The following is a 24827-nucleotide window of genomic DNA, read 5'->3' as shown; positions in this document are numbered from 1 at the left end:
AGGCCCGCAACACTTGGGACGATCCCAATACTTGCTCAGTCAGTGCTGACGTAGTCGGCGACCACCGTCGCTCATGCTCTGCCGAGAAGTAAACCTATTAAGACCCGTCCCCTTTTGTGGGTCGGTATTCTGGCGTTTTAGAGGTGAACAACGTGGAGCTTTTATCTGGCGGTGAGATGCTCGTCCGCTTTTTGCGTGACGAAGGCGTCAAATATATCTACGGGTACCCCGGTGGTGCTCTTCTTCATGTCTACGATGCCCTGTTCAAAGAACCGGAAGTGACCCACATCCTGGTTCGTCACGAGCAGGCGGCCACCCATATGGCTGATGGTTATGCCCGTGCTACCGGCAAGGCCGGCGTGGTCCTGGTGACTTCCGGTCCTGGCGCCACGAACGCCATCACCGGTATCGCCACCGCGTACATGGACTCCATCCCGATGGTGATCATCTCCGGCCAGGTGCCCAGCACCATGGTGGGCACCGATGCATTCCAGGAAACCGACATGATCGGTATCTCCCGGCCGATCGTGAAGCACAGCTTCATGATCAAGCACGCGTCGGAAATCCCGGAAGTCATGAAGAAGGCCTTCTACCTGGCCGAATCCGGTCGTCCGGGTCCGGTCGTGGTCGACGTCCCCAAAGACATGACCAACCCGGCCGAGAAGTTCGAATACATCTTCCCGAAAAAAGCCAAGCTGCGTTCCTACAGCCCGGCGGTCCGTGGTCATTCCGGGCAAATCCGCAAGGCCGCCGAAATGCTGCTGGCGGCCAAGCGCCCGGTGTTGTACTCCGGTGGTGGCGTGATCCTCGGCGGTGGCTCCGCGCCGCTGACCGAGTTGGCCAAAATGCTCAACCTGCCGGTCACCAATACGCTGATGGGCCTGGGTGCGTTCCCGGGTTCGGACCGTCAGTTCATCGGTATGCTCGGCATGCACGGCAGCTACACCGCCAACCTGGCGATGCACCACGCCGATGTCATCCTCGCGGTCGGCGCGCGTTTCGACGACCGTGTGATCAACGGCGCGGCGAAATTCTGCCCGAACGCCAAGATCATCCACATTGACATCGACCCGGCGTCCATCTCCAAGACCATCAAGGCAGACGTGCCGATTGTCGGTCCTGTAGAGAGCGTGCTGACCGAAATGGTCGCCATTCTCAAGGAAATCGGCGAGGTTCCGAACAAGGAGTCCGTGGCCAGCTGGTGGAAGCAAGTCGATGAATGGCGTGGCGATCGCGGCCTGTTCCCTTATGACAAGGGCGACGGCAGCGTGATCAAGCCGCAGACCGTGATCGAAACCCTGTGCGAAGTGACCAAGGGCGATGCCTTTGTGACCTCCGACGTGGGCCAGCACCAGATGTTCGCTGCGCAATATTACAAGTTCGACAAACCCAATCGCTGGATCAACTCCGGCGGCCTGGGCACCATGGGCTTCGGTTTTCCGGCGGCCATGGGCATCAAATTGAGCTTTCCGCAAGCCGATGTCGCCTGCGTCACGGGCGAAGGCAGCATCCAGATGAACATCCAGGAACTGTCCACCTGCCTGCAATATGGTTTGCCAGTGAAGATCGTGATCCTGAATAACGGTGTGTTGGGGATGGTTCGCCAGTGGCAGGACATGAGCTATGGCAGCCGTCACTCGCATTCCTACATGGAATCGCTGCCTGATTTCGTCAAGCTGGCGGAGGCTTACGGTCACGTTGGCGTGCGCATCACCGAATCGAAGGACTTGAAGTCGAAGATGGAGGAAGCGTTCGCCATGAAGGATCGCCTGGTGGTGATCGATATTGCGGTCGATACCAGCGAGCACGTCTACCCGATGCAGATCAAAGACGGCTCCATGCGCGATATGTGGCTGAGCAAGACGGAGCGTACCTAATCATGCGACACATTATTTCCTTGCTTCTGGAAAACGAACCGGGTGCGCTGTCTCGTGTGGTGGGCCTGTTCTCGCAGCGCAACTACAACATCGAAAGCCTGACCGTGGCGCCAACCGAAGACCCGACCCTGTCGCGTCTGACGCTGACCACCGTGGGGCACGATGAAGTCATCGAGCAGATTACCAAGAACCTGAACAAGCTGATCGAGGTGGTCAAGCTGGTGGACCTGTCGGAAAGCGCTCACATCGAGCGTGAACTGATGCTGGTCAAGGTCAAGGCCACCGGCGCCCAGCGCGCCGAGATCAAGCGTACTACCGATATTTATCGTGGGCAGATCGTCGATGTCAGCGCCAGCGTCTATACCGTTCAGTTGACCGGTACCAGCGACAAGCTCGACAGCTTCATCCAATCGATCGGCACTGCCTCGATTCTGGAAACCGTACGCAGTGGCGTCACCGGGATTGCCCGTGGCGACAAAGTACTGAGCATCTAAACCAAATTAGCGAATGGCCTGAATGGCCAGATATAGGGGAAATTCATGAAAGTTTTCTACGATAAAGATTGCGACCTGTCGATCATCCAGGGCAAGAAAGTCGCCATCATTGGTTACGGTTCCCAAGGCCACGCCCAGGCGTGCAACCTGAAAGATTCCGGCGTTGACGTAACTGTCGGCCTGCGTAAAGGCTCGGCCACCGTTGCCAAGGCCGAGGCCCACGGCCTGAAAGTGACCGACGTGGCTTCTGCCGTTGCCGCTGCCGACCTGGTCATGATCCTGACCCCGGACGAGTTCCAATCGGCGCTGTACAAGAACGAAATCGAGCCGAACATCAAGAAAGGCGCCACCCTGGCCTTCTCCCACGGCTTCGCGATCCACTACAACCAAGTCGTGCCACGTGCCGACCTCGACGTGATCATGATCGCGCCGAAGGCCCCGGGTCACACCGTGCGTTCCGAGTTCGTGAAGGGCGGCGGTATCCCTGACCTGATCGCGATCTACCAGGATGCGTCCGGCAACGCCAAGAACGTAGCCCTGTCCTACGCCGCTGGCGTGGGTGGCGGTCGTACCGGCATCATCGAAACCACCTTCAAGGACGAGACCGAAACCGACCTGTTCGGCGAGCAAGCCGTTCTGTGTGGCGGTACCGTCGAGCTGGTCAAGGCCGGTTTCGAAACCCTGGTTGAAGCCGGCTACGCGCCAGAAATGGCCTACTTCGAATGCCTGCACGAATTGAAGCTGATCGTTGACCTCATGTACGAAGGCGGTATCGCCAACATGAACTACTCGATCTCCAACAACGCCGAATACGGCGAGTACGTGACCGGTCCGGAAGTGATCAACGCCGAGTCCCGCCAGGCCATGCGCAACGCCCTGAAACGTATTCAGGACGGCGAATACGCCAAGATGTTCATCAGCGAAGGCGCCACCGGCTATCCTTCGATGACCGCCAAGCGTCGCAACAACGCCGCCCACGGAATCGAAATCATCGGCGAGCAATTGCGTTCGATGATGCCGTGGATCGGTGCCAACAAGATCGTCGACAAAGCCAAGAACTAAGTCGCGAGCTTGATCGAAAAACGCGGCCTTGGCCGCGTTTTTTCGTTTGGGCGATGGCTTCTGGTATAAAGCTGCATCGTTTGCGGCCGAACCGTCGTCCCAGACATCTGTCGAATTTTTTCACACCGTTGCAAGGTATTGTCCATGAGCGAACGTCCCGACGAGCCAAACCAGGCTCCTGACGCCGAAAGCCTGTTGCCCATCGATGAGCACATCGAAGAAGGCCATGACGCTGAAGGCCGAAAGGTCCGGCATCGTGGCATCTATCTACTGCCGAATCTGTTCACCACCGCGAACCTGTTCGCCGGTTTCTATTCCATCATCAGCTCCATGAGCGCCCAAGCCGCCTTGAGCGCTGGCGATAGCGCAGGGGCGAGCCGTTACTTCGCGTTCGCCGCCATTGCGATCTTCGTCGCCATGGTGCTCGATGGCCTGGACGGGCGCGTCGCCCGCATGACCAATACCCAAAGCGCGTTCGGCGCCGAATATGATTCGCTGTCCGACATGGTCGCGTTTGGCGTGGCGCCCGCCTTGCTGGCGTTCGGCTGGGCGCTGGGGGACATGGGCAAGGTCGGCTGGATGGTCGCCTTCATCTATGTGGCGGGTGCGGCGTTGCGCCTGGCGCGTTTCAATACCCAGGTCGGCAAGGCTGACAAGCGTTACTTCATCGGCCTGGCCAGTCCGGCTGCGGCGGGTGTCGTGGCGGGTGTGGTCTGGGCATTCAGCGACTATGGCATCCAGGGTTCAAAAATGTCGTTCCTGGTGGCGCTGCTGGTTGCCGCGGCCGGGATGCTGATGGTCAGCAACATCAAGTACAACAGCTTCAAGGAGCTGGATCTGAAGGGGCGTGTGCCGTTCGTTGCGATTCTAGCGGTGGTGCTGGTATTCGCCGTGGTGTTCAGTGATCCACCGCGTATCCTGCTGCTGGTATTCCTCGCCTATGCGGCTTCCGGCCCGGTGCAGTACTTGTTGCGTCTTCGCCGACGCTAAACGTTGCCTTAATGTAATTTCCCCCATACTCCGCAGTCTATTGGTGCACCTGCCCTCCAATACTGCGGAGTTGTCATGCTGATCAAGATCCCCAAGTCGTCCGACTGCCGTGAATCGGACGTCACGCCCGAATCTTTCTACCTATCTCGTCGCCAGATGCTCGGTGCAACCATGGCGGGTCTCGCCGTGAGCAGCTTGCCGCAATGGGCCAGCGCTGCCGATGCGGCGCGTTATGCCGATGTCGAACCGGGCAAGGCGCCGTCCTGGTTTGCCGAGAAACTGCCTTCGGTCCAATGGGAGGCGGTCACGGTCAAGAATGAGGCGATCACGCCGTTCAAGGACGCGACCCATTACAACAACTTCTATGAGTTCGGCACCGACAAAGGGGATCCGGCAGCCAATGCCGGATCCTTGAAGACCGAGCCCTGGAGTGTGGTGGTGGACGGGGAGGTGGGTAAGCCAGGGCGCTATGGGTTGGAAGACTTCATGAAGCCTTATCAACTGGAAGAGCGGATTTATCGGCTGCGCTGTGTCGAGGCCTGGTCCATGGTCATTCCGTGGATCGGCTTTCCCATCTCCGCATTGCTCAAGCAAGTCGAGCCGACCTCAAAGGCCAAGTACATCCGCTTCGAAACCCTGCAGGACCCCAAGGTCATGCCGGGGCAGCGTTCCGGTTTCGCCTTGATCGACTGGCCGTACGTGGAGGGCTTGCGTTTGGACGAGGCGATGAACCCGTTGGCGATCCTCGCGGTGGGAATGTACGGGCGGGAGTTGCCGAACCAGAACGGCGCGCCGCTGCGGTTGGTGGTTCCTTGGAAGTATGGGTTCAAAAGTGTGAAGTCCATCGTGCGCATCAGTCTGGTGAGCGAGCAGCCGAAGACCACGTGGCAAAGCATTGCGTCTGACGAATACGGTTTCTATGCCAACGTCAATCCAACAGTCGATCACCCGCGTTGGACCCAGGCGCGTGAACGCCGTCTGCCGAGCGGGCTGTTCAGCCCCAATGTGCGCGACACGCTGATGTTCAACGGCTATCAGGATGAAGTCGCTTCTTTATATGCAGGGATGGACCTGAGGAAGGACTACTGATGCGTTTTCCAGCCTGGCGAATCAGCGTCTTCATCGTGGCGGCGGTCTGGCCTTTGTTCTGGCTTTACGAGGCCTTGATGAATTCGTTGGGTCCTGACCCGGGCAAAGTGCTGGTGGATCGGCTCGGGTTGGGGACGTTGATCCTGTTGTTGATCACCTTGAGCATGACGCCGCTGCAGAAATTGACGGGGTGGGCGGGGTGGATTGCAGTCAGGCGTCAGTTGGGATTGTGGTGCTTTGCTTATGTGGTGCTGCATTTAAGCGGGTATGCGGCGTTCATATTGGGGTTCGACTGGTCGCAGTTGGGCGTCGAGTTGAGTAAGCGGCCTTATATTTTTGTGGGGGCGCTTGGGTTTCTCGGGCTATTGGCATTGGCGGTTACATCCAATCGCTACAGTCAGCGACGATTGGGAGTGCGCTGGAAGAAACTGCATCGCCTGGTGTACCTGATTCTGGGGCTGGGGCTGCTGCATATGCTGTGGATCGTGCGGGCGGATCTGAAAGAATGGGCGATATACGCCTTTATAGGTGCCGCCTTATTAGTGCTAAGGGTGCCGTCGGTTATGCGTCGGATCCCGCGTTTGCTGGGTAGGAAAGTGTCTTCTGCAACAAAAGCGTAATTAGGGGTTGACGGCAGATTCTGGAAGTCTATAATTCGCCCCACTTCCGGCGCAGTCGAAACGGAAAACTCCTTGAGTTTCAAAGAGTTAAGTAGGTTTCGAAGGTGTTGGGCTTCAGTTCATCGAAGCTTGGAAGGAGCAGATAGAGCGGTGTTGTTTGGCTCTATCGGCGGTTCGATCTTCTCGGTCGAAAGCGGTGAAAAAGAGGTGTTGACAGCAGCGAGTAACGCTGTAGAATTCGCCTCCCGCTAACGAGAGATCGGAAGCGCAAGTGGTTGAAGTTGTTGATGTTTCCGAAGCGAAACTTTGAAAACTTCTTAAAATAACCGCTTGACAGATGCACGGGGCGCTGTAGAATGCGCGCCTCGGTTGAGATGAAAGACTCAGCCAACCGCTCTTTAACAACTGAATCAAGCAATTCGTGTGGGTGCTTGTGGAGTCAGACTGCTAGTCAACAGATTATCAGCATCACAAGTTACTCCGCGAGAAATCAAAGATGTAACCAACGATTGCTGAGCCAAGTTTAGGGTTTTCTCAAAACCCAAAGATGTTTGAACTGAAGAGTTTGATCATGGCTCAGATTGAACGCTGGCGGCAGGCCTAACACATGCAAGTCGAGCGGTAGAGAGGTGCTTGCACCTCTTGAGAGCGGCGGACGGGTGAGTAATGCCTAGGAATCTGCCTGGTAGTGGGGGATAACGCTCGGAAACGGACGCTAATACCGCATACGTCCTACGGGAGAAAGCAGGGGACCTTCGGGCCTTGCGCTATCAGATGAGCCTAGGTCGGATTAGCTAGTTGGTGGGGTAATGGCTCACCAAGGCGACGATCCGTAACTGGTCTGAGAGGATGATCAGTCACACTGGAACTGAGACACGGTCCAGACTCCTACGGGAGGCAGCAGTGGGGAATATTGGACAATGGGCGAAAGCCTGATCCAGCCATGCCGCGTGTGTGAAGAAGGTCTTCGGATTGTAAAGCACTTTAAGTTGGGAGGAAGGGCATTAACCTAATACGTTAGTGTTTTGACGTTACCGACAGAATAAGCACCGGCTAACTCTGTGCCAGCAGCCGCGGTAATACAGAGGGTGCAAGCGTTAATCGGAATTACTGGGCGTAAAGCGCGCGTAGGTGGTTCGTTAAGTTGGATGTGAAAGCCCCGGGCTCAACCTGGGAACTGCATTCAAAACTGTCGAGCTAGAGTATGGTAGAGGGTGGTGGAATTTCCTGTGTAGCGGTGAAATGCGTAGATATAGGAAGGAACACCAGTGGCGAAGGCGACCACCTGGACTGATACTGACACTGAGGTGCGAAAGCGTGGGGAGCAAACAGGATTAGATACCCTGGTAGTCCACGCCGTAAACGATGTCAACTAGCCGTTGGGAGCCTTGAGCTCTTAGTGGCGCAGCTAACGCATTAAGTTGACCGCCTGGGGAGTACGGCCGCAAGGTTAAAACTCAAATGAATTGACGGGGGCCCGCACAAGCGGTGGAGCATGTGGTTTAATTCGAAGCAACGCGAAGAACCTTACCAGGCCTTGACATCCAATGAACTTTCCAGAGATGGATTGGTGCCTTCGGGAACATTGAGACAGGTGCTGCATGGCTGTCGTCAGCTCGTGTCGTGAGATGTTGGGTTAAGTCCCGTAACGAGCGCAACCCTTGTCCTTAGTTACCAGCACGTAATGGTGGGCACTCTAAGGAAACTGCCGGTGACAAACCGGAGGAAGGTGGGGATGACGTCAAGTCATCATGGCCCTTACGGCCTGGGCTACACACGTGCTACAATGGTCGGTACAGAGGGTTGCCAAGCCGCGAGGTGGAGCTAATCCCGCAAAACCGATCGTAGTCCGGATCGCAGTCTGCAACTCGACTGCGTGAAGTCGGAATCGCTAGTAATCGCGAATCAGAATGTCGCGGTGAATACGTTCCCGGGCCTTGTACACACCGCCCGTCACACCATGGGAGTGGGTTGCACCAGAAGTAGCTAGTCTAACCTTCGGGAGGACGGTTACCACGGTGTGATTCATGACTGGGGTGAAGTCGTAACAAGGTAGCCGTAGGGGAACCTGCGGCTGGATCACCTCCTTAATCGACGACTGCAGCTGCTCCATGAGCTCCCACACGAATTGCTTGATTCATTGAAGAAGACGAAAGAAGCAGCCCGAAATTGGGTCTGTAGCTCAGTTGGTTAGAGCGCACCCCTGATAAGGGTGAGGTCGGCAGTTCGAATCTGCCCAGACCCACCAATTTTGTGTGGGAAACGCCTGTAGAAATACGGGGCCATAGCTCAGCTGGGAGAGCGCCTGCCTTGCACGCAGGAGGTCAGCGGTTCGATCCCGCTTGGCTCCACCACTACTGCTTCGATTGTATAAAGCTTAGAAATGAGCATTCCATCGGTTCGATGGTGAATGTTGATTTCTAGTCTTTGACTAGTTCGTTCTTTAAAAATTTGGGTATGTGATAGAAAGATAGACTGAACGTTACTTTCACTGGTAACGGATCAGGCTAAGGTAAAATTTGTGAGTTCTCTTAGTTGAGAAATTCGAATTTTCGGCGAATGTCGTCTTCACAGTATAACCAGATTGCTTGGGGTTATATGGTCAAGTGAAGAAGCGCATACGGTGGATGCCTTGGCAGTCAGAGGCGATGAAAGACGTGGTAGCCTGCGAAAAGCTTCGGGGAGTCGGCAAACAGACTTTGATCCGGAGATGTCTGAATGGGGGAACCCAGCCATCATAAGATGGTTATCTTGTACTGAATACATAGGTGCAAGAGGCGAACCAGGGGAACTGAAACATCTAAGTACCCTGAGGAAAAGAAATCAACCGAGATTCCCTTAGTAGTGGCGAGCGAACGGGGACTAGCCCTTAAGCTTCTTTGATTTTAGCGGAACGCTCTGGAAAGTGCGGCCATAGTGGGTGATAGCCCTGTACGCGAAAGGATCTTAGAAGTGAAATCGAGTAGGACGGAGCACGAGAAACTTTGTCTGAATATGGGGGGACCATCCTCCAAGGCTAAATACTACTGACTGACCGATAGTGAACTAGTACCGTGAGGGAAAGGCGAAAAGAACCCCGGAGAGGGGAGTGAAATAGATCCTGAAACCGTATGCGTACAAGCAGTGGGAGCCCACTTTGTTGGGTGACTGCGTACCTTTTGTATAATGGGTCAGCGACTTATTTTCAGTGGCGAGCTTAACCGAATAGGGGAGGCGTAGCGAAAGCGAGTCTTAATAGGGCGTCTAGTCGCTGGGAATAGACCCGAAACCGGGCGATCTATCCATGGGCAGGTTGAAGGTTGGGTAACACTAACTGGAGGACCGAACCGACTACCGTTGAAAAGTTAGCGGATGACCTGTGGATCGGAGTGAAAGGCTAATCAAGCTCGGAGATAGCTGGTTCTCCTCGAAAGCTATTTAGGTAGCGCCTCATGTATCACTGTAGGGGGTAGAGCACTGTTTCGGCTAGGGGGTCATCCCGACTTACCAAACCGATGCAAACTCCGAATACCTACAAGTGCCGAGCATGGGAGACACACGGCGGGTGCTAACGTCCGTCGTGAAAAGGGAAACAACCCAGACCGTCAGCTAAGGTCCCAAAGTTATGGTTAAGTGGGAAACGATGTGGGAAGGCTTAGACAGCTAGGAGGTTGGCTTAGAAGCAGCCACCCTTTAAAGAAAGCGTAATAGCTCACTAGTCGAGTCGGCCTGCGCGGAAGATGTAACGGGGCTCAAACCATACACCGAAGCTACGGGTATCACGTAAGTGATGCGGTAGAGGAGCGTTCTGTAAGCCTGTGAAGGTGAGTTGAGAAGCTTGCTGGAGGTATCAGAAGTGCGAATGCTGACATGAGTAACGACAATGGGTGTGAAAAACACCCACGCCGAAAGACCAAGGTTTCCTGCGCAACGTTAATCGACGCAGGGTTAGTCGGTCCCTAAGGCGAGGCTGAAAAGCGTAGTCGATGGAAAACAGGTTAATATTCCTGTACTTCTGGTTATTGCGATGGAGGGACGGAGAAGGCTAGGCCAGCTTGGCGTTGGTTGTCCAAGTTTAAGGTGGTAGGCTGGAATCTTAGGTAAATCCGGGATTCTAAGGCCGAGAGCTGATGACGAGTTACCCTTTGGGTGACGAAGTGGTTGATGCCATGCTTCCAAGAAAAGCTTCTAAGCTTCAGGTAACCAGGAACCGTACCCCAAACCGACACAGGTGGTTGGGTAGAGAATACCAAGGCGCTTGAGAGAACTCGGGTGAAGGAACTAGGCAAAATGGCACCGTAACTTCGGGAGAAGGTGCGCCGGTGAGGGTGAAGCACTTGCTGCGTAAGCCCACGCCGGTCGAAGATACCAGGCCGCTGCGACTGTTTATTAAAAACACAGCACTCTGCAAACACGAAAGTGGACGTATAGGGTGTGACGCCTGCCCGGTGCCGGAAGGTTAATTGATGGGGTTAGCTAACGCGAAGCTCTTGATCGAAGCCCCGGTAAACGGCGGCCGTAACTATAACGGTCCTAAGGTAGCGAAATTCCTTGTCGGGTAAGTTCCGACCTGCACGAATGGCGTAACGATGGCGGCGCTGTCTCCACCCGAGACTCAGTGAAATTGAAATCGCTGTGAAGATGCAGTGTATCCGCGGCTAGACGGAAAGACCCCGTGAACCTTTACTATAGCTTTGCACTGGACTTTGAATTTGCTTGTGTAGGATAGGTGGGAGGCTTTGAAGCGTGGACGCCAGTCTGCGTGGAGCCATCCTTGAAATACCACCCTGGCAACTTTGAGGTTCTAACTCAGGTCCGTTATCCGGATCGAGGACAGTGTATGGTGGGTAGTTTGACTGGGGCGGTCTCCTCCTAAAGAGTAACGGAGGAGTACGAAGGTGCGCTCAGACCGGTCGGAAATCGGTCGTAGAGTATAAAGGCAAAAGCGCGCTTGACTGCGAGACAGACACGTCGAGCAGGTACGAAAGTAGGTCTTAGTGATCCGGTGGTTCTGTATGGAAGGGCCATCGCTCAACGGATAAAAGGTACTCCGGGGATAACAGGCTGATACCGCCCAAGAGTTCATATCGACGGCGGTGTTTGGCACCTCGATGTCGGCTCATCACATCCTGGGGCTGAAGCCGGTCCCAAGGGTATGGCTGTTCGCCATTTAAAGTGGTACGCGAGCTGGGTTTAGAACGTCGTGAGACAGTTCGGTCCCTATCTGCCGTGGACGTTTGAGATTTGAGAGGGGCTGCTCCTAGTACGAGAGGACCGGAGTGGACGAACCTCTGGTGTTCCGGTTGTCACGCCAGTGGCATTGCCGGGTAGCTATGTTCGGGAAAGATAACCGCTGAAAGCATCTAAGCGGGAAACTTGCCTCAAGATGAGATCTCACTGGGACCTTGAGTCCCCTGAAGGGCCGTCGAAGACTACGACGTTGATAGGCAGGGTGTGTAAGCGCTGTGAGGCGTTGAGCTAACCTGTACTAATTGCCCGTGAGGCTTGACCATATAACACCCAAGCAATTTGCTGACTCGAAAGAGCACCAGATTGCGGTGTGTGAAGACGAAACGAACCGAAAGTTCGAATCTCACAAAACACCGAAAGCTGTCACATACCCAATTTGCTGAAGCGAGGCCACCAGGCCACGACTCAGTACCCGAATTTCTTGACGACCATAGAGCATTGGAACCACCTGATCCCATCCCGAACTCAGCAGTGAAACGATGCATCGCCGATGGTAGTGTGGGGTTTCCCCATGTGAGAGTAGGTCATCGTCAAGATTAAATTCCGAAACCCCTATCTGCTGATGCAGGTAGGGGTTTTGTTTTGCCCGTCATAAAACTCTGCGAAAGCTCGTGATAAATTTGCACAGTTATTTTCGAGCTGGAGCACTAGAATAGCCCCACCTTAGCTGAGCCAGAGCTGTTTATGCCCGATCCGTCAGACACTGATAGGTTGTCAGATCTACCCCTGAGCGATCTGGTGGCGTGTCATGAGTGCGACTTGTTGATGCGCAAGCCCCAACTGGCCCATGGCGAAAAAGCCGAGTGCCCCCGCTGTGGTTATGAGCTGTATGCCCATAGACACAATGTAGTCGAACGCAGCCTTGCCTTGGTGATCGCTGCCTTGCTGTTATATGTGCCGGCCAACTTCTTACCCATCATGCAACTCAATCTGCTCGGGCAGTCCTCCCAGGACACCGTTTGGAGCGGAGTAGTGGGTTTGTTCGATACCGGCATGCAAGGCGTCTCGGTCGTCGTGTTTCTGTGCAGCATGGGCATTCCGCTGCTCAAGTTGCTTTGTCAGTTGGCGGTATTGCTGACTATTCGCTTGGATATTGGCCGTAGCTACGGTTTGTTGCTGTACCGCATTTATCACCATCTACGGGATTGGGGGATGCTTGAGGTTTACCTCATGGGCGTGTTGGTGGCCATCGTCAAGTTGGCAGACATGGCGGCCATCACCGTAGGCCTTGGCTTGGTGTGCTTCATCAGTTTGTTACTTGTTCAGGTCTGGCTGGAAGTGGTGATGTCACCGCATCAGATCTGGCAGGCGTTATCAGGAGAAGATGCCCATGCGGGCGATTGATGCCGGCATTCTGGTTTGTACGGAATGCCATGAGTTGAATCGGCAAGACGCCGAAACCGACAACCAAACCTGTACTCGCTGCGGCGCACTGGTCCATCCCCGTCGCCCGAACAGCTTGATGCGAACCTGGGCGTTGTTGATCACTGCCGCGATTCTTTATATCCCGGCCAATATGCTGCCGATCATGACCATCAACTCGCTGGGCCAAGGCGCTCCGAGCACCATCATGGCCGGTGTCATTGAGTTGGTTCAGCACGGCATGATTCCTATCGCCGCCGTGGTGTTCATCGCCAGTATCCTCGTGCCCACCTTCAAACTGGTGGGCATCGCCTTGTTACTGTTTTCCGTACAGCGGCACCAGCCCATGTCGGCGCGGCAACGCATCCTGATGTACCGTTTCATCGAGTTCATTGGGCGTTGGTCGATGCTGGATATTTTCGTGATCGCCATCCTGGTGGCGGTGGTGAATTTTGGACGACTCGCCAGTGTCGAAGCCGGTCTCGGTGCGATTGCTTTCGCCAGCGTAGTGATTTTGACAATGATTGCCGCAGTAACCTTCGATCCCCGACTGATTTGGGATAACACGGAGTCGGATAACGACCATGACTGATTTGCCTACCGCTAAAACCCGACCGGCTTCGAACTGGTCGGCCATCTGGGTCCTGCCGCTGATTGCGTTGATCATCGGCGGCTGGCTCGGCTGGCGGGCTTATAACGAGACCGGAATCGAAATCAATGTGCGCTTTGAGAGCGGTGAAGGGATTCAAGTCAACAAGACCGAGGTCGTCTACAAAGGTATGACGGTCGGCAAAGTCAAAGACCTCACGCTCGATGATGAAGGCAGCTCGAAGGGCGTTATCGCAACCATCGAGATGAACAAGGATGTCGGGCAGTACCTCAAGAGCGGAACACGTTTCTGGTTGGTCAAGCCGAGCGTGAGCCTGGCCGGGATCACCGGCCTGGAAACCCTGGTATCGGGAAACTACGTGGCGATCAGTCCGGGCGAAGGCGAGTCGACCCGTAAATTCAAGGCCTTGGTCGAAGAGCCGCCGCTGTCGGATTCCAAGCCGGGTTTGCACCTGACTGTGAAGGCTGAGCGCTTGGGGTCGCTGGACCGCGGCAGTCCGGTTTTCTACAAGCAGATCCAGGTTGGCCAGGTGAAAAGCTACCTGTTGTCCGAAGACCAGCGCACTGTTGAAATCAAGATCTTCATCGAGCCGACCTACGCCAGCCTGGTGCGTAAACACACGCGTTTCTGGAACGCCAGTGGCATCAGCATTGACGCCAACCTCTCGGGCGTCAAAGTGCGCAGCGAGTCCCTGGCCAGCATCGTGGCCGGAGGCATCGCCTTCGCCACGCCGGAAAGCCGCAAGGACAGTCCACCGACGGATCCAAGCCTGCCCTTCCGCCTTTACGAAGACTTCGATGCAGCGGCAGCGGGCATTCGCGTGAAGGTCAAGCTCAGCGACTTCGAAGGCTTGCAGGCCGGTCGCACACCTGTGATGTACAAAGGCATTCAGGTCGGCAGTCTGAAGACCCTCAAGGTCGATCCGGATCTGTCCAGTGCCACGGCCGAACTGACCCTGGACCCGTTGGCCGAAGATTACTTGGTGACCGGCACGCAGTTCTGGGTCGTCAAGCCGTCGATCTCCCTGGCGGGTATCACCGGCCTGGAAGCCTTGGTCAAGGGCAACTACATTGCCGTGCGACCGGGTGACAAGGGTGGCGCGCCGCAGCGCGAGTACGAAGCCCGGGCCAAGGCGCCACCGCTGGACTTGCGTTCACCGGGCCTGCATTTGGTCCTGCTGACCGAAAACCTCGGTTCCCTGGAAGTCGGCAGTCCGATTCTCTACAAGCAGGTCAAGGTCGGCTCAGTGCAGAGCTACCAGTTTTCTCGTAAAAAGAAGCAACTGATCATTGGTGTACACATCGAGAAGGAATATGAAGGGCTGGTCAACGGCTCGACACGGTTCTGGAACGCCAGTGGCATCACGCTCACAGGCGGTTTGACAGGGGGGATCCAGGTCAAGAGTGAGTCCTTGCAAAGCCTGATGGCCGGCGGGATTGCCTTCGAAACGCCGGAACCCAATGTGCCGCTGAAAAGACGCATTCCGCGTTTCCGGCTGTTTGCCGATCACGAAGCCGCACAACAGCGCGGCACCGTGGTGACGATCAAGGTCGACCGCGCCGATGGCTTGCGCAGTGGTACGCCGATCCGTTTCAAAGGGCTGGACGTGGGCAAGATCGAAGGTGTCGATCTCAGCGCCGACATGCAATCGGTGTTGCTCACTGCGCGTATCACCGAAGTGCCGGAGCGCATCGCCCGGGTCGGGTCCCAGTTCTGGGTGGTCAAGCCTGAGTTGGGGTTGATGAAGACCTCCAACCTGGAGACGCTGGTCACAGGCCAATACGTTGAAGTGCAGCCTTCGGTGAAAAACCTTGGGCCACAGAAAAGTTTCGTGGCCCTGGCCGACCCGCCGGAAAGCGCGATACCCGAGGCCGGTCTCAGCCTGGTGCTGAGCGCGGCCCGCCGTGGTTCGTTGAAGATTGGCGTACCGGTCACCTATCGGGAAATCACGGTGGGCAAGGTCACAGGTTATGAACTCGGCCAGACGGCGGACCGGGTGCTGATCCATATCCTGATCGAGCCCAAGTATGCACCGCTGGTGCGCAGCGGCTCACGCTTCTGGAACAGCAGTGGCTTCGGTCTGGACTTCGGTCTGTTCAAAGGCGCGACGGTGCGAACCGAGTCCCTTGAAACGTTGATCCAGGGCGGCATTGCGTTCGCAACGCCGGATGGTGAGCGGATGGGCAACCCGGCGCGACCGGAGCAAACCTTCCCGTTGTTCGACAAGTTTGAAGATGAATGGCTGACCTGGGCACCGAAGATCAGTCTCGGCAAATAGTTGAAGGGGGACTGCTCTGGCGCCATCGACGGAACGCCGCCTGGAGCAAGCTCGCTTCCACAGGGATGCAGGATCGTTCATCCAAAAGCATTCCAATGTGGGAGCGAGCTTGCTCGCGATGACGCCATCAGTTGCCCTGAAGGCTCGAAACTAGCGCAATAAAAAAGGCCGCGATCCAATGGATCGCGGCCTTTTTCACATCCAGAGATTCACATCACACCGAATCCAGCTCCGGCTCATCGGCCTGGACATTCACCGTGGCCTTCACCGCATCGTGACGACGGATGTATTTCCAGTCCGCTTCGTCGATGTAGATGCCGTTCGGGCCGCTGCCGCCTTCCAGGTCGATGGCGACACTGGCACAGACTTGCGGCTTCACACTGGCGAGGATCGGCACGAAGCCCAGTTGCAGGCTGGTTTCCAGCAGCGCGGCCTGGTTTTTCTCGTCGATGTCCGCCGCTTCGTCGAGGTAGTACGGCAGGCGCACACGACCGGCCTGTTCGCGGTCCATCAAGTGCAGCAACAAATACATGTTGGTCAGCGCCTTGATGGTCATGGTGGTGCCGTTGGACGCCGCACCGTCGATGTCGGTGTGGATCACTGGCTGGCCGTTGACCTTGGTGATCTCGAACGCCAGTTCGAACAGGTCTTTGAGGCCGAGTTGGTTGTGGTTCGCCGCCACCAGCCGCGCCAGGTATTCCTTGGCTTCTTCGTTCTTGTTGTCCTGCTCGGCGCTCTGGCTGAGGTCGAATACCGACAGCGTCTCGCCTTCCTCGTACTGGCCGGCGCTGTGGATGATCTGGTCGATGTGCTTGAGCGCTTCCTTGTTCGGCGCCAGGACGATACGGAAGCTCTGCAGGTTGGACACCTGGCGCTTGTTGATCTCGCGGTTGAACAGCGCCAGTTGATGCTCGAGGCTGTCGTAGTCGCTGCGGATGTTGCGCAGGGTCCGGGCGATGTCGGTCACGGCCGCACGGCGTGCCTTGCCCAGGGTCAGGGCTTCGTCGGTGCGGTGGGCATAGGCGTTGATCAGCAGCTGCAGGCGCCGCTCCATGTCGTCTTCGCTGTCGAACTTGGCCACGCCCTTGAGGCGCACCTGCGCGTACAACGCTTCGATCTGGCCGTCGACCCGCAGCAACCCTTGCCAGCTGTCCTGGTAGTCGTTGAGCAGTGGCAGCAGGTTGTCCATGGAGTCGTCGACCGGGTCCATGAATGGCGTGCCGAAAGGCAGGTCAGCCGGCAGCAACTGACGGCGACGCAGGGCATCGTCGAGGGTGCGCTGCTTGGCTTCCATGTCGGCGATCTGCCGGCCCACCAGTTGCAACTTGGCGGACAACTGCTGGACGCGTTCGGTGAAGGCATCGCTGGAGCGCTTGAGTTCGTCCTGGGCGGCTTCCATTTGCGCCAGTTGCTCGAGTTTCTCGCCTTCCTCGGCGCTCAAGGTCTGGGTGCGACGGAAATCTTCCAGGGCTTTCTGCGCATCGAGCACCTGCTGGTACAGCGCTTCGGTCTGGGTCTTGCTCGCGGCGCGGTCGGCGGCCACGGCTTGCTGGGTCTTGAGTTGCTTGAGCTCTTTTTCCAGGCGTTCTTTCTGGTCACGCAGCGCGGCACGGTCGGCCAAGGCTTGCAGGGCCGGTGGCTCGATGTGGGACAGGTCGATGGACAGGCCCGGCACTTCGAAACGCTCGCCCTTGAAGCCATCGAGGATCAGCTCCATCGACTTGACCCATTCGCCGTTCTCGTCCAGCGCGATGCCGTGCTCGCCCAGCGGCAGGCTGAACAAGGCGCTGTTGAACAGGCGCATCAGGCGTTCCACGTCCTGTTGCGAGAACTCTTCACGCAGCCGCGCGTAGCTGTTGTTATCTGCGTGATCGAGCTGTTGCTTGACTGATTTCAGGCGTTTTTCCAGATCCCGCAGGCGCTCTTCCAAATCTTCAGCGCTGAACTGCCGGGACTGGGCCAGGGCGCCGGCCAATTCGTCGTGAGCGTCCTTGGCGGCGAGCAGTTGTTGCTCCAGGACCTTGACGTCATCCACCAGGGCAAAGCGGTTCTTGAGCACCGACAGCTCGCCGATCCAGCGCTGGATGCCGCTGATTTCCCGCTCCAGGCGCATCAGCTCCTGGGTGCCGCCGCGCTGGTCGTTCTGCAGCGAATCCTGCTCGTTGCGGTAGTGTTCGGCCTGGATGGTCAGCTCTTCCTTGCGCGCGCTGGCGTAGTCCGACCAGGTGCCCAGCAGCGAGTCGAGCAATGGCGAGAGGCGATGCAATTTGCCGCGCAGGATGTCGCGCTGCTTCACGCCATTGGCCAGGGCTTCCACCAGCGGACCGGCTGCCACCAGGGAGTTGTAGTCCTGCTCCATGCGTCGTACATCGCGGAAGGCTTCTTCGCACGCGGCGATGTAGTCCACGCTGCCGGAGCGCAGGCTGTGTTCGAACGCATCGAGGAACAGTTGCTTGAGCTTGGCCGCGGTGATTTCGCGCATGTGCAGCAGGTTGATAAACAGCGCGCGGAAGGTCTTGAGGCTTTGCTCGCTGGTGGAGCGCAACGGGATCAGCGTCAGGTCCAGCGGGATCGAGGTGTGACCACCCACCAGCAGGCGTCGCAGTTCATCCGGCTTGAGTTCGTAGGCTTTCAGGCCTTCGCGCTCCAAGTTGGTGAACAGCTCTTTCTGGCGCAGGCAGGTGTCATTTTTCTGATAGTGGGCCAGGTCCAGTTTGCCGGCATAGGCAAAGAACTGGTGACCGAAACCACCGCCAGGGCCGCGACCGACCACGCCAATCACGTGTGGGCCGTGGGGCAGGGCGACTTCAACCAGGATGTAGCTGGTGTCCGAGGCAAAGTAGAAACGCCGGGATTGTTCCAGGCTGTACTTGCCGAAGCTCATGTCCGACATGCGGGCCAGGATCGGGAATTGCAAGGCGTTGATCGAGGCGGATTTACCCAGGTTGTTCGCGCCATACACCGACAGCGGTTCTTCCAGGGGGAACAAGCCCAGGCTGTAGCCGGCGGTGTTCAAAAGGGCAAAGCGGCGGATGCCGTAGCGTTCCTTGCTCATGCGTCGGTCTCCTGTTCTTCGGCAATGGCGCGGGCCAGTGCGTCTTCTTCGCTTTCACCTTCGAATTCGCTGAGGTCCAGCGGATCATCGGTCTGCAGCAGTTTTTCGTCGCTGTCTTCATCGATCAATACCGGTGCCGGTAGCGGCAGCACGCTGTGCAGGCTGGCGGCCAGGTCGCGGTCCTGCTGGACGGACAGGCAGACATCAAGGAAGCGATGCATCGGCGGCAGGAAGCGGTACACGCCGTTTTCTTCGCTGGCAAAACCCAGTTGGGTCATGCGGCGCATGATTTTTTCTTCCAGCTCTTCCTGGGTCTGTACTTCGGCCTGGATGAACAGGTCGCGGTATTTCTCCAGCAATGAAGGCAGCTCATCGCGGCCCAGGCTGCCGCCGTCGAGCACGGCGATGGGGTCGCGGCCCTGGTCGGCCAGGTGCTCGACCAGGATGAACGTGAACAGGGCCAAGCGCTGGGCGGTCTTGTTCACCGCCGCAGCGGCCAGGTCCGGCACGAAGTAGTAGAAGCCACGGGTGTCGCACACCAGTTCGAAGCCCAGGGCCTTGAACAGCGTGCGGTACTGGTCCTGGAAGTTCGACAACTGCGCGTACAGTTCCGGGTCGCGGCGGCTGACGTGGTAACCCTTGAACAGCTCGCGGAAGATCGGCGCCAGCTGGGACAGTTCGGATAGATCAAGATGCATGGGGGATGCTCGCAGAATCCTCGGCGGCGGTGTCGCCGGCCGAGAGCAGGGCGAAGGAGCGCAGGCTGACCTGATGCTCGTGAGTGTGGTATTCGCGGCGTTCCAGACGCTCGCGCTTGAAGCGTTTTTCCCGCGACAGGCGCGAGAACCAGTACAGCAATTCGTCGGTGGCGCCGTCCGGCTCCTGCTCCAGCAGCCAGGTCATCAAGTCCGGCATCGGCAGGGCGTCTTCGCAGCGCTCGACCATCTCGCGCACGGTGCGTGGCGCACGCGGTGCTTCGCCGCCCTTGTGGGTCTTGTGGGACTTGGGGAAACGCGCCGGTTTCGGTTCGAAGCGGGCCAGGGCATAAACGTAGGCTTCAACCTGGCTGGCGCTGCCCAGGAAGGTGCTTTGCGGCCGGGTGAACAGCGGCATGGCCGCTTGCGGCACGGCGTCAATGCCTTTGCGGCGAATGGCCGCCAGGGCCAGCGCCGCGCCACGGGTCACGGCGTTATGGCGGCGGGCCTCTTCGCGCAACGGCAGAAGCAGTTCCCGGGCGTGGCGCAGGGTCAACTGGGCGCTGGTCTGCATCTCCAGGATGCGCGCGTGGGTGCGCAGCAGCATGTCGTCGTCCACCAAGTGGCCGAGGCGCTGCTGTTCGGTGAGCATGCGCAACAGCACGTTCTCGACCTTGCGCACGCCTTGCTCGAACGCGCCATCGGCGTTCACCAACTGGATCATTGGCTCGACGTATTCGTCCCAGGTCGCCAGCACTTCGGCGTAGCGCTGGCGCAGCGGGATCTGCCGGTCACTGGTCTTGGCCCGTTCGGCGACGGCCACCAGCGCCTGTTCGTCGTTGGCCAGTTTCTTCAGGACGTCGCGCACGCGCATGTCCAGCAGGCGCAACTGGCGGGCCAGGTCGTTGCCGTCGCGCACATCGAAGGCATCCTGGATGTAGCCGGCCAGGCGTTCGAGGTGACGCAGGTAGGCTTCGATTTCCAGGCACAGGCCCAGGCGGTGTTCGCGGCGCAGGTAGGCGAGGAAGTCATGGATCTGGGCGTTGAGCTCGAAGCGGTTCGGGCTTTTCGCCACCGGTACGAGGATGTCCAGGCGGATCCACACGTCCAGCAGGTTGGTGATGTCCTGGGGCGTGCTGTCCAGTTGTTGGGCGGCCAGCTGTGAACGCAATTCGTTGAGGCTCAGGGTGCCCTGGTCGAAGTGCTCGCACAAAGGTTCCAGCAATGCCCAGTGTTCGGCGAGGGCGCGCAAGACGCGCTTGGGTTCGATCATCGCAATGGCCGTCGGGTTGGCAATTAAAAGCGGCGATTGTACTGCATCGGGCCGGTTGCGATTCACCCCTTGGACGGACTGTCGTTCCCTATTGATCGATAATTGACTCACAGGGAAGCGATCCGCGTCGAAGGGCGGTAGAATCGCTTCCACTTTCAGTTATCCACAAGTGGCCGACCCTTGCTTATCGAGTCCCGTCGCCGCGCCTATCTGACCGCCATGCAGGTGGTCAACTGGCTGCCGCGTACCGAATTGCCGTTCGCCGCCCCGTCGCGGCCCGAGCTGTTGGAAACGCCCGAGCCCGAGTACGTCGCGCCGGTCGTGACGGCGCCTGTGGCCAAGACGGTAGCCGAGCCGCCAGCACCAGCCCCCGAACGGCCAAAAATCGAAGTGCCGCGCCCGAGCCTGGCCTCGACCCGCACCAATGCCAAACCGGTGGAAGAGGTGGTCGAGGCGCCGCCCAAGGCCCCCTATGTCGCCCCGCCGCGTTTCGCCCTGCAACTGCTGCGGGCCGGGCGTTGCCTGCTGTTGGTGGAGTTGCCCACGGGCGAGCCGTTCCAAAGTCGCGATCCGGCCTACCTGCTGCTCAAGGACATGCTGCGCGCCGCCGGTCTGCCGGACAGCCCGCAGATCATTGGCGAACCGGTGCGTTGGCCGCTGTTGTCGCGAGGCACCATGGACCAGGGGCCGGAAGCGGCGCGGGATTTCGTCCAGGGCTTCGTTTCGGCGCGGCTCGAAGACGAGCCCTGCGTGTGCCTGTGGCTGATCGGCCTGCCGGCGGTGAAGTTTGCCGGCGAGGCGGATGCCGAGGCGTTCAATCGCGAACTGCAGGTCGAAGGCCTGGGCTCGGCCTGGGCGTTGCCCGGGCTGGAACTGTTAATGGAAACGCCACAGCGCAAGGCTGATGTCTGGCAAGCCATGCGCCGGCTGATGGCGCGCTGGAAAGAATCGAATGAGTGACGCTGTATCGTTCCGCCCGATGACCGAGGCGGACCTCGACGCTGTACTGAAAATCGAATACGCGGCCTACAGCCACCCCTGGACCCGCGGGATATTTCTCGACGGGCTGGGCAAATACCAGATCTGGCTGATGTTCGAAGGCCAGCAGCAAGTGGGCCATGGGGTGGTGCAGATCATCCTGGACGAGGCGCACCTGCTCAACATCACCGTCAAGCCGGAAAACCAGGGCCGTGGCCTGGGCTTGCGTCTGCTGGAACACCTGATGTCGATCGCCTACAAGGCCGAGGCCCGGGAATGTTTCCTGGAAGTGCGCGACAGCAATCGCACGGCGTTCCGGCTGTATGAGCGCTATGGCTTCAACGAAGTGGGCCGGCGCCGGGATTACTACCCGGCGGTGGGTGGGCGCGAGGATGCGGTGGTCATGGCGTGTACCTTGGTGGACTGAACGGCCACGACCCCTTGTGGGAGCGAGCTCGCTCGCGATGGCTTCGGCACATCCGACATTGATGCAAACTGAACCACCGCCATCGCGAGCAAGCTCGCTCCCACAGGGGCTTGGCGGTGTGCATGAACTCCGTGGTCAAGCACAAAACCACTGTGGGAGCGAGCTTGCTCGCGATGGCGATTGCCGGGTCAGCGCTTGCCATCCAACGGATCGATATCGGCCATTTCCGCTTCGTCCAGCCCATCGCCTCCGCCAATGTCATTTTCATGCACGACGCTCAGGTCCCAATCCGCCTGCTCGTCGTCGCCGGCCTCGGAGGCGTCCCGGGCGCCGTCTTCGCGGATGAGGGTTTCCGGGCTCATGTCGTCATCGGTCGATTGATGGTCATCCGTCGAGGCGCCGGTCATGCCCGCTTCACGCACGCGCTCACGCGGCATCAATTGCTCGCGTTCGTCATTGGGCAGTTCGTCGCCGATTTTCGCGCTGGGCTGTTCGTCGTCGAACTCCAACTCATGCATCGAGCCCATGCGATCCTCGTTGTCGTCGATGGGTTCCGGCTGCGTCGCATCGAAGGGGCGTCGTGAATCATTCATGGCAATTCCTCATACTGTGGGCCTTACTGGTGTCGACCGGCAGCGCAGCCAGGAATTCCAATGCATCACCGACGTGACCCCGACCGGCGGTCGTCTGTCACAGTTGCGCACTCTCTATCGAGGCTAGACAGCATGAACGAATTACAAGATCTGATTGATAACAACGCGCGTTGGGCCGATGCGATCAAGCAGGAGGATCCTGACTTTTTCGCCAAGCTGGCTCGTCAGCAAACCCCGGAGTACCTGTGGATCGGCTGTTCCGATGCGCGGGTGCCGGCCAACGAGATCGTCGGCATGCTGCCGGGTGATCTGTTCGTGCACCGCAACGTGGCCAACGTGGTGCTGCACACCGACCTCAACTGCCTGTCGGTGATCCAGTACGCCGTGGACGTGCTCAAGGTCAAACACATCCTGGTCACCGGCCATTACGGCTGTGGCGGTGTGCGGGCCTCGATGCAGGACCGCCAATTGGGCCTGATCGACGGCTGGCTGCGCTCGATTCGCGACCTGTACTACGAGCATCGCGAGGCGTTGGGCCAGTTGCCGACCGAAGAGGAGCGTGTGGATCGCCTGTGCGAACTCAACGTGATACAGCAGGTCGCCAATGTCGGCCATACCAGCATCGTGCAGAACGCCTGGCACCGTGGGCAGAAACTGTCGATTCATGGCTGCATCTACGGCATCAAGGACGGACGCTGGAAGAGCCTGGACACCACGATCAGCGGTTTCGAGCAATTGCCGCCGCAGTATCGGCTGCGTCCGGTTGGCGCGCCCTGACTTAGGCTTGTCAGTCGCAGTGACATTGACGACGCCAGTGCCGTAGAAATGTGGTGGTTGAAAGACGCTCTTGATAGCTTCGCCCAAGTCGGGGGCGACATCTACTGTCGACTCTGACAAGAGCCAAAGGCGCTTTCCCGTGTCAGCGCAGGCTTACGCGGGAAAGCGCCTCCAGGTTTACACCGCCTCGGCAGGCAGCGGCATGGGCACCTTCAATTGTGGAAGTTGCGACTTGATCGCCGGTGTTTCGCATTTCTTCGCCGCGTCTGCCTCGCTCAGTTTACGCACCGAGGTGTAGAACAACTCGCAGGTCTTTTCCTTTTCCGTGACCTGCCAGGTCTGCGTGCACTGGTTCAGCAGGGTGCTTGGGTCGGTGCCCGGCTTGCTGCCCATGCCGGCCTGCCAGCAGGCAGCACTCAAGTCCTGGCCCATGACTTTCAAGCCGGCGGCATCCGCCTTGGCTTCGTCACCGTCGTAGTTTTCCTTGTCAGCGGCGTACCAGATATAGCTCGGGTGGTTGGAACCCAGGACCGGCACCTTGACCCCCGCCGTCGGGGTGATGGTTGCCAGGCCGAGCACGCCTATGGCTTGGCCGTACTGGGTCTTGATCCAGTTCCGAACGGGCGCTCCGAAGGCCACCATCGGCAATGCGGCGCCGCTGGCGGTTTGGGTAACCTCTTTGACCATGGTGGTCTGGTAATCGTTGAAGTAGCTGTAGAGCCCCTCCAAGGTGCTGCCAGCATTGGACGGCGCAGCGATGGGCGCAATGTCGATGATGGTCTGGTAGGCGGGTGTGTTTGGCGCGGCGATGCCGTTGACGGTGAGCAGCGTGGCCCAGCGGTCGGTGGTGGCCGATTCCAAGTAATCCTGGGCCTGGGTCAGGGAGTAATCCGGCGGGAAGTGCAGCAACTCGACACTCTTGCGGTTCTCCAGGGCCATGCCCAGCGGCAGGAACAGGTACCAGTTGTAGGACCATTTCTTGTCGTTGTTGAGTTTGGTTGCGCCGTTGTACGCCAGGTCCCCAGCGTCGAGTAGGGCCTTCAGCGGTTGACCATAGCTTTTCGGCACGCCGCTGATGTTGGCGTAGACGGTGCCGTTGTCGCTTTTGACGCTGACCTTGGCCGCGTCGTAGCCGTCGCGCTGGACACTTTGCGTCAGGTAATGCTCGACGGTCTGTTCCAGTGTCCAGTCGCGAAAACAAATGACGTTGCAGTTGTTGGGATAAGCGAAGAGACGGGTGACGCGTTCGGTGCTGCCAAGATTTACGTCGATGTCGGCGGCGTGGGCGGCGGCGCTCAGGGTGAGGGCGGCAAGGGGAAGTACAGCGAGTTTGAACATGCTCAGATCCTTTTCAGCGTGGGGGCCCCAGGAAAACAGGGTGTATCCATACTGAAACAGACCGAGCCGAAGAAGAAGTG

At 58.1% G+C, this 24827-nt stretch carries 18 protein-coding genes, 2 tRNA genes and 3 rRNA genes; 18 read left to right on the top strand and 5 right to left on the bottom strand.

Annotated elements, in window-relative coordinates:
* Positions 1–152: 152 nt before the first annotated feature.
* The 14 genes from J3P85_RS24980 to J3P85_RS24915 all read left to right on the top strand — a co-directional run bounded on the left by J3P85_RS24980 (position 153) and on the right by J3P85_RS24915 (position 15611).
* A complete protein-coding gene (locus tag J3P85_RS24980) occupies positions 153–1877 on the top strand; it encodes an acetolactate synthase 3 large subunit (protein ID WP_186709149.1) in 1725 nt (574 codons plus the stop codon).
* 2 nt (positions 1878–1879) lie between these two features.
* Positions 1880–2371, top strand: coding sequence for an acetolactate synthase small subunit (gene ilvN, locus J3P85_RS24975; RefSeq protein ID WP_003176102.1), 492 nt, complete (start codon positions 1880–1882; stop codon positions 2369–2371).
* Positions 2372–2416: 45 nt separating this feature from the next.
* Positions 2417–3433: a ketol-acid reductoisomerase gene (gene ilvC, locus J3P85_RS24970; RefSeq protein ID WP_003185459.1), complete on the top strand. Its 1017-nt coding sequence runs from the start codon at positions 2417–2419 to the stop codon at positions 3431–3433.
* Between the two features lie 144 nt (positions 3434–3577).
* Positions 3578–4423: a CDP-diacylglycerol--serine O-phosphatidyltransferase gene (gene pssA / locus J3P85_RS24965; RefSeq protein ID WP_053125264.1), complete on the top strand. Its 846-nt coding sequence runs from the start codon at positions 3578–3580 to the stop codon at positions 4421–4423.
* Between the two features lie 75 nt (positions 4424–4498).
* Complete coding sequence (gene msrP, locus J3P85_RS24960) at positions 4499–5512, top strand: protein-methionine-sulfoxide reductase catalytic subunit MsrP (RefSeq protein WP_186730361.1); 1014 nt, start codon at positions 4499–4501, stop codon at positions 5510–5512.
* Positions 5512–6132: a protein-methionine-sulfoxide reductase heme-binding subunit MsrQ gene (gene msrQ, locus J3P85_RS24955; RefSeq protein ID WP_434703914.1), complete on the top strand. Its 621-nt coding sequence runs from the start codon at positions 5512–5514 to the stop codon at positions 6130–6132. The genes msrP and msrQ overlap by 1 nt, the downstream gene beginning before the upstream one ends.
* Before the next feature lie 553 nt (positions 6133–6685).
* Positions 6686–8222: ribosomal RNA gene (locus J3P85_RS24950) — 16S ribosomal RNA — on the top strand.
* A gap of 81 nt (positions 8223–8303) precedes the next feature.
* Positions 8304–8380: transfer RNA gene (locus tag J3P85_RS24945), tRNA-Ile, on the top strand.
* 30 nt (positions 8381–8410) lie between these two features.
* Positions 8411–8486 (top strand) — tRNA-Ala (locus J3P85_RS24940).
* A gap of 246 nt (positions 8487–8732) precedes the next feature.
* Positions 8733–11624, top strand: a 23S ribosomal RNA gene (locus J3P85_RS24935).
* Between the two features lie 157 nt (positions 11625–11781).
* A 5S ribosomal RNA gene (rrf, locus tag J3P85_RS24930) occupies positions 11782–11897 on the top strand.
* Together the 16S, 23S and 5S rRNA genes with 2 tRNA genes alongside form the textbook arrangement of a ribosomal RNA operon.
* A gap of 148 nt (positions 11898–12045) precedes the next feature.
* Complete coding sequence (locus J3P85_RS24925) at positions 12046–12705, top strand: paraquat-inducible protein A (protein ID WP_207966219.1); 660 nt, start codon at positions 12046–12048, stop codon at positions 12703–12705.
* Positions 12692–13315 (top strand): paraquat-inducible protein A, encoded by a 624-nt coding sequence (locus tag J3P85_RS24920; RefSeq protein WP_434576356.1) that lies wholly within the window; start codon positions 12692–12694, stop codon positions 13313–13315. The genes J3P85_RS24925 and J3P85_RS24920 overlap by 14 nt, the downstream gene beginning before the upstream one ends.
* Positions 13308–15611, top strand: coding sequence for an MlaD family protein (locus J3P85_RS24915; protein ID WP_434703912.1), 2304 nt, complete (start codon positions 13308–13310; stop codon positions 15609–15611). Before J3P85_RS24920 ends, J3P85_RS24915 begins: the two co-directional genes overlap by 8 nt.
* Positions 15612–15825: 214 nt before the next feature.
* On the opposite strand, the gene mksF is transcribed toward J3P85_RS24915, so the two are convergent.
* Genes mksF through mksB form a run of 3 tightly spaced genes read right to left on the bottom strand, consistent with a single transcriptional unit; the run spans position 15826 to position 20634 of the window.
* On the bottom strand, positions 15826–18666 hold the full coding sequence (gene mksF / locus J3P85_RS24910) for an Mks condensin complex protein MksF (protein WP_411385638.1): 2841 nt from the start codon (positions 18664–18666) through the stop codon (positions 15826–15828).
* Positions 18663–19364, bottom strand: a complete 702-nt coding sequence (gene mksE, locus J3P85_RS24905) for an Mks condensin complex protein MksE (protein WP_014340217.1) — start codon at positions 19362–19364, stop codon at positions 18663–18665. Before mksE ends, mksF begins: the two co-directional genes overlap by 4 nt.
* Complete coding sequence (mksB, locus tag J3P85_RS24900; RefSeq protein WP_411385637.1) at positions 19354–20634, bottom strand: Mks condensin complex protein MksB; 1281 nt, start codon at positions 20632–20634, stop codon at positions 19354–19356. Before mksB ends, mksE begins: the two co-directional genes overlap by 11 nt.
* 180 nt (positions 20635–20814) lie before the next feature.
* Here mksB and J3P85_RS24895 point away from each other — a divergent pair, with 180 nt between their 5' ends.
* On the top strand, positions 20815–21594 hold the full coding sequence (locus tag J3P85_RS24895) for an energy transducer TonB (RefSeq protein ID WP_434703911.1): 780 nt from the start codon (positions 20815–20817) through the stop codon (positions 21592–21594).
* On the top strand, positions 21587–22039 hold the full coding sequence (rimI, locus tag J3P85_RS24890) for a ribosomal protein S18-alanine N-acetyltransferase (RefSeq protein WP_047229376.1): 453 nt from the start codon (positions 21587–21589) through the stop codon (positions 22037–22039). The genes J3P85_RS24895 and rimI overlap by 8 nt, the downstream gene beginning before the upstream one ends.
* Before the next feature lie 188 nt (positions 22040–22227).
* Here the strand turns inward: rimI and J3P85_RS24885 are convergent, their stop codons facing one another.
* Positions 22228–22632: a serine kinase/phosphatase gene (locus J3P85_RS24885; RefSeq protein WP_434703909.1), complete on the bottom strand. Its 405-nt coding sequence runs from the start codon at positions 22630–22632 to the stop codon at positions 22228–22230.
* On the opposite strand from J3P85_RS24885, the gene J3P85_RS24880 reads away from it, so the two are divergent.
* The gene (locus J3P85_RS24880; protein ID WP_264083867.1) at positions 22631–22759 is read left to right on the top strand and encodes a hypothetical protein; all 129 of its coding nucleotides are present in this window, start codon (positions 22631–22633) and stop codon (positions 22757–22759) included. The genes J3P85_RS24885 and J3P85_RS24880 overlap by 2 nt on opposite strands.
* A 5-nt stretch (positions 22760–22764) precedes the next feature.
* Positions 22765–23409: a carbonate dehydratase gene (gene can / locus J3P85_RS24875; RefSeq protein ID WP_003185433.1), complete on the top strand. Its 645-nt coding sequence runs from the start codon at positions 22765–22767 to the stop codon at positions 23407–23409.
* Between the two features lie 177 nt (positions 23410–23586).
* On the opposite strand, the gene J3P85_RS24870 is transcribed toward can, so the two are convergent.
* On the bottom strand, positions 23587–24747 hold the full coding sequence (locus tag J3P85_RS24870) for a hypothetical protein (RefSeq protein ID WP_434703907.1): 1161 nt from the start codon (positions 24745–24747) through the stop codon (positions 23587–23589).
* Positions 24748–24827: the final 80 nt, after the last annotated feature.

The sequence above is a fragment of the Pseudomonas sp. Z1-12 genome, assembly GCF_051132015.1.
Classification (GTDB): Bacteria; Pseudomonadota; Gammaproteobacteria; order Pseudomonadales; family Pseudomonadaceae; genus Aquipseudomonas; species Aquipseudomonas zanjanensis.
The sequence above is the reverse complement of the archived record's forward strand: the minus strand, read 5'-3'. Positions and strand labels throughout refer to the sequence as shown.

Excerpts from the sequence above, each read along its gene's own strand:
- ilvN (WP_003176102.1), top strand. The coding sequence starts at position 1,880 with ATGCGACACATTATTTCCTTGCTTCTGGAAAACGAACCGGGTGCGCTG.
- ilvC (WP_003185459.1), top strand. The coding sequence starts at position 2,417 with ATGAAAGTTTTCTACGATAAAGATTGCGACCTGTCGATCATCCAGGGC.
- pssA (WP_053125264.1), top strand. The coding sequence starts at position 3,578 with ATGAGCGAACGTCCCGACGAGCCAAACCAGGCTCCTGACGCCGAAAGC.
- msrP (WP_186730361.1), top strand. The coding sequence starts at position 4,499 with ATGCTGATCAAGATCCCCAAGTCGTCCGACTGCCGTGAATCGGACGTC.
- msrQ (WP_434703914.1), top strand. The coding sequence starts at position 5,512 with ATGCGTTTTCCAGCCTGGCGAATCAGCGTCTTCATCGTGGCGGCGGTC.
- J3P85_RS24925 (WP_207966219.1), top strand. The coding sequence starts at position 12,046 with ATGCCCGATCCGTCAGACACTGATAGGTTGTCAGATCTACCCCTGAGC.
- J3P85_RS24920 (WP_434576356.1), top strand. The coding sequence starts at position 12,692 with ATGCGGGCGATTGATGCCGGCATTCTGGTTTGTACGGAATGCCATGAG.
- J3P85_RS24915 (WP_434703912.1), top strand. The coding sequence starts at position 13,308 with ATGACTGATTTGCCTACCGCTAAAACCCGACCGGCTTCGAACTGGTCG.
- mksF (WP_411385638.1), bottom strand. The coding sequence starts at position 18,666 with ATGAGCAAGGAACGCTACGGCATCCGCCGCTTTGCCCTTTTGAACACC.
- mksE (WP_014340217.1), bottom strand. The coding sequence starts at position 19,364 with ATGCATCTTGATCTATCCGAACTGTCCCAGCTGGCGCCGATCTTCCGC.
- mksB (WP_411385637.1), bottom strand. The coding sequence starts at position 20,634 with ATGATCGAACCCAAGCGCGTCTTGCGCGCCCTCGCCGAACACTGGGCA.
- rimI (WP_047229376.1), top strand. The coding sequence starts at position 21,587 with ATGAGTGACGCTGTATCGTTCCGCCCGATGACCGAGGCGGACCTCGAC.
- J3P85_RS24880 (WP_264083867.1), top strand. The coding sequence starts at position 22,631 with ATGGCAATTCCTCATACTGTGGGCCTTACTGGTGTCGACCGGCAGCGC.
- J3P85_RS24885 (WP_434703909.1), bottom strand. The coding sequence starts at position 22,632 with ATGAATGATTCACGACGCCCCTTCGATGCGACGCAGCCGGAACCCATC.
- can (WP_003185433.1), top strand. The coding sequence starts at position 22,765 with ATGAACGAATTACAAGATCTGATTGATAACAACGCGCGTTGGGCCGAT.
- J3P85_RS24870 (WP_434703907.1), bottom strand. The coding sequence starts at position 24,747 with ATGTTCAAACTCGCTGTACTTCCCCTTGCCGCCCTCACCCTGAGCGCC.